4 protein-coding genes and 3 pseudogenes are annotated in these 4,383 nt (G+C 31.9%); 1 reads left to right on the top strand and 6 read right to left on the bottom strand.

Going from position 1 to position 4,383, the window contains the following annotated elements:
* Positions 1–388 precede the first annotated feature (388 nt).
* The 5 genes and pseudogenes from E0E02_RS09275 to E0E02_RS09475 all read right to left on the bottom strand — a co-directional run bounded on the left by E0E02_RS09275 (position 389) and on the right by E0E02_RS09475 (position 3,750).
* Positions 389–1,042 carry an ImmA/IrrE family metallo-endopeptidase gene (locus E0E02_RS09275; RefSeq protein ID WP_240789031.1) on the bottom strand — a complete coding sequence of 218 codons (654 nt, stop codon included), beginning with the start codon at positions 1,040–1,042 and terminating at the stop codon, positions 389–391.
* A gap of 34 nt (positions 1,043–1,076) precedes the next feature.
* Positions 1,077–1,370: a DUF5960 family protein gene (locus tag E0E02_RS09270; protein ID WP_133018440.1), complete on the bottom strand. Its 294-nt coding sequence runs from the start codon at positions 1,368–1,370 to the stop codon at positions 1,077–1,079.
* Positions 1,363–1,725, bottom strand: a complete 363-nt coding sequence (locus tag E0E02_RS09265) for a hypothetical protein (protein WP_133018439.1) — start codon at positions 1,723–1,725, stop codon at positions 1,363–1,365. The genes E0E02_RS09270 and E0E02_RS09265 overlap by 8 nt, the downstream gene beginning before the upstream one ends.
* Positions 1,722–2,435: pseudogene (locus tag E0E02_RS09260) on the bottom strand (DNA polymerase); the annotation flags it as partial. The gene E0E02_RS09265 and the pseudogene E0E02_RS09260, both read right to left, overlap by 4 nt.
* Before the next feature lie 331 nt (positions 2,436–2,766).
* Positions 2,767–3,750, bottom strand: a complete 984-nt coding sequence (locus E0E02_RS09475; RefSeq protein WP_165937149.1) for a hypothetical protein — start codon at positions 3,748–3,750, stop codon at positions 2,767–2,769.
* A 111-nt stretch (positions 3,751–3,861) separates the two neighbouring features.
* Here E0E02_RS09475 and E0E02_RS09545 point away from each other — a divergent pair.
* Positions 3,862–4,035 (top strand): annotated as a pseudogene (locus E0E02_RS09545) (DNA (cytosine-5-)-methyltransferase); the annotation flags it as partial.
* Between the two features lie 82 nt (positions 4,036–4,117).
* On the opposite strand, the pseudogene E0E02_RS09510 reads toward E0E02_RS09545, so the two are convergent.
* Positions 4,118–4,383: pseudogene (locus tag E0E02_RS09510) on the bottom strand (transcriptional regulator); the annotation flags it as partial.

The following is a 4,383-nucleotide window of genomic DNA, read 5'->3' as shown; positions in this document are numbered from 1 at the left end:
GAGATTCAATGGAGTTAATGTTTAAATTATTCATAAATTTAGTACCCTTTAATTAATTATCAGTATACATTCTATCAAATTTTATTAATATAGTAAAATTGTCTCAAAATATCCAAAAAGAACAGCTTCACGATAGTAATGCTGTTCTTTTTGATATCAATAATAACGTGACGTTCTACTATAGTAATTTATTTTTAAATTCAAAAAATAATAAGGTATTAGCTTCTTTTCTTGCACTATCTTTTGTAAACTTGTCCTTTAACCAAATATAGGATATTTCCTTTCCTCTGTTATATTCTTTCCAAGCATCTAAGTCCGCATTTTGCTGTATAATACTCTTACAAAACTTCCAATCCAACAGTTCTTCAAATTCCAGGCTAGTAACAAATCACGTTTCTTCTACTTTCTTCAGTATTATCTTTGTGACATCGATTTTGATTGCTTCGTATTTCGCAATAACTTTTTCTTTGATTTCATCGAAAAATTTAAGGACTCCATTAACTACGCCTCTTTGGTAAGCCGAAATAGCTCTCCTTATTGCATCATATTTTTCATCCGTATAAAATTGAAAAATATCTAATAGTCTAAATTTGAGTGCTTCTGCTGATACTGACAAGTCATTCATTACTTTTTGAAAAGAATCATGTCTATAAAATATTTTTGACAGTAGCACTATAGCTGGCATCAGGATAATTGCTGAGAAAATGTTGGCTTCAGTTTCATGCTTGGAATCACTTCCGCCCTTTAACTCTGTAAAGAGACTACCTGAATGTCCTAGTTCGTGACACTTAGTAAAGTTTTGTTTTACTTCTGGATTTTCACATTCATAGGAAAATGAGATTCCATAATCATCTATCAAGGTTAAACCTTCTATTTGCTGGTTTGAAAAGTGATGCTCCATTAGCTTGATATTATATTTGTCCAAACACTCATCAAAAAAGTCACTGAAATGATAGCTTAATGGTGAAATCTCATTTTCTTTCATGAATGTATAAACCTGTTCATTAGCGAGTTGGTTTATTCTTGGATACATCTCATCCATCATGAACCTCCTTTGTCTCCAAACTAGTCTTTCCCTACTCGATTGCCAGTTTTCTCCCCAAATACTCATATTTTCTGACTGTCTTATTGTCATTCTCGGTGACTATTTTAAAAATAAAGTAGTAGTCTCTTCCATCCTTAGCGTTCGCTTTATTTAATCGGAAATAATTTTTTTGGCTCATAGCCATCTCTCTAAGAATATCATCGACTAAAAACGTTAATGGAATATTCAAGTTTGAGAATCTATAAAAGTCTTCCTCAAACTTTAAATAAGAATCAGAAAAATAATCCAGTTGTAACTGATCTTTATATAATTCTTTCCTATTCATCTTCAAATTCACTTTCTAAAACAATATTAAGGATATTATCAATTTGAAGGAGATGATAACCGGCCGTAGTTCTTACCGTTATCTCCTTTGAAGATAGCTCCTCTACTTGGCCAACTAGCTGTTTTTTCTTTTTATCTTGCTTAATAACAAATCGACCAGTCAGTCTACTCGCATATAATTGACCTATCAATGTGAGCTTTTCGATTTTAGATAGGGGACTACTTAAATCCACCCTATTTTTATCCTCAACTAGCGAGGTGGTGTGCTCAGATAGAAAAAATCCCATCCATTTAGCCATCCCTCTATCTCTGTGTTCTCTTGCGGATTGGTACGGTAAATATGAGCGATCAATCATTTTAACCCATCTAATCCTCCAGCAGAATGACCACCAATCAATTTACTTCTAGCTAGACTTCTTGAAGCTTCCTGAAGTGCTGTCGCTTTTTGAAGTTTACTAAATCCAAATTGATTTCTGATAATATCAATTACTGACTGAAGCCTTTCCTCTTTTTCTATTTTTTCAAAATCGTCAAATAGCGAAATGAGACCATATGACTCATCTACTAAGCCTGAATAAGAAACTGCAACACTTCTTACCGCTCCTTCATCATATTTCTTTCTGAAAAGTGTCAGTACATAGTTGGTCAACAATCTAGTATTATTTGTTGGTTCTACTTTCATCTGTGTTTGAATACGACGCTTATTTTCGAATCTTGAAAATCCTACAGTAATAGAAACATTTGTTGTCTTTTTATGACGCTTTCTCAATCTGATAGCTACCTGTTCAGCCATTTCTCGCATAATCAGCTCTATCTCAGATTGCTTGAAGTAGTCCCTTGGTAATACTTGAGAATTACCTATTCCTTTAGCTTTTGGTTTATAGGGCTTATGGACATCACTCTCATCAATTCCATTAGCATGGAAAAATAGATCCATACCAACTACTCCTAGTTCCTTCTTCAACATATCTGGGTTACAATTTGCAAGCTCCTTAATTGAGAAAATGCCTAGGTTGTTAAGGCGCTTTTTTATCCTACTTCCAATCCCCCAGAAATCCGTCATTTCCTCTATATCCCTACGATGAAATAATTTAGATTAAAAACGTTGTTAAATCAACGTTTTTAGTTTGTTAAGAACAAAACTTACGACTAATTTACGACAAAAATAAAAAAGCCGAACTATCTTATAACTAGAATAATTTTCTAGTTAAGATGTTCGGTTCTTTTTGTAAAGTCTTATTTTAGAACTAGAAATTTGAATAACTTTGAATCTGTATTGCTTAAGTTCTACGCTTTTTTATTTCGTCTAAATTTAAAAAAGCTAGAATTTCTTTGAAGAAATCAGGGAACTTTTTAAGTACAGCTTATACGTTCTATTTAACAGAAAGAAAAGTCAATTATGGATGGGCTTCTAAACTACTCTCGACAGCCATCTTTCTCCAATATGGGAACTCTTCCCCAATATAAAGTATGACATTAAATAATTTTAAAAAGTCTACCTTTGAAATTTCACGATTCCATCTACCATGACCGACCATATGCCTATTCGGCCTATCAAGTGTAAAACGGTTAGTATCTCCAAAAAATTCATACATCCAATGAAACAAACCAATATCATTAAACGTCTTTTCTAAAATATTATCAATTTTTTTCACTGCTTTATAACCAACAGGGATTCGATTCTCATTAGATTTCAATTCAGATATCCTATTTATTGCTCCATCTATGGCAAGAGTTGCAAGAGTGTAAGCTGCATAATAATTTTCAAAAAAATAACAATCTAACATAGATTTTATTAATTCACAAGAATAGCATTCTGATTCTTGCAAGCTCTGAATTTTTGTATGATCGGATAAAACCTCTTCGAGTAAAAGAACCCATTCATTTTCCAATTCTGTGATATTCTCCGACTCTATCCGTTGATACATATTGTCCAAAGGAAAATATATGACCCAGCCTTTCTCAGCCAGAGCCTTTATATTTAAGATTATCTCATCAACTTTTTCATCTGTATACGGTTTGGGTAATTTTTTTAAAGCCTCTGCTAACTGAGATAGTAGCCTAGAATAATCAAAATTAACATTTCTGAACGCCCGTTGAGCCGCTTCATTTAAATTCTTAATTGACTCTAATTGGATGTTAGATAGGGTAGAAATAGAATCCGTCATTGATTTTAAAGTACTCTGATTGATTACCTGATTTATTTGTTCTAAATTACTACGCATTGCATTAATTGCAATATTGGAGAAATTAGTTTCACTAAAAGCGTTTTTCAATGCTGAGACTCCTGTTAATACTGATGATATTTTAGCAATATTATCTTGTTTTAATGCTTCTTTGATTGCTTTATTATTGAAATTATTAGAGTCTATTTTTGCCATCAAATTTTTCCTCCTAATTCTTATTATAATTATTTTAGCATAACATAAACTGTTCCTATCATTTTTTATTGTAAGTTTTTAATCCACTTCAAACTTCTCAATCTACTATTCACACCAATTGAAGCTGAGCGATTACAAGATTTTCCAGATGACTGGACTAAACTCAAAAAACTTTCTGACGGCTCAATTGTTAAAGTTTCAGACAAAATGCGCATGTTCTTCATGGGAAATGCTCTGGTAACCGAAATTGTTAAAGAAATTGGGAACTTTATTAAGAAACTATAAAAAAAGAGAGTTTCCTCTCTTTTTTTGTTTATTCATATATTACAGTCTACTTTTTCATAAAAAACAAAACAAAACAAATATCCTACATTAACAACAATACCGTTCTCGCTTTTAGTTTAGCTTGTTTTCTTGTTATTTTATCGTTCAGCCATGCATAGGCTACTGTTTTCCCGAATTCAAATTCTACCCACGTCCTAATATTGGAATACTTCGCTCTCAATTGCTTTCTAAATTTACTACTTAACAGTTCTGGAAAGTTATTACTGGCTATAAAACCATTTATTTCTAGTTCATAAATTAAACGTTTAAAAATATCATATTCAACTTTTTTATATTCCGAAATTATAT

This window comes from Streptococcus sp. KCJ4932, assembly GCF_004352745.1.
Lineage (GTDB): Bacteria > Bacillota > Bacilli > Lactobacillales > Streptococcaceae > Streptococcus > Streptococcus ruminicola.
Note: the sequence above shows the minus strand (reverse complement) of the source record. Positions and strands in the feature narration are given on the sequence as shown.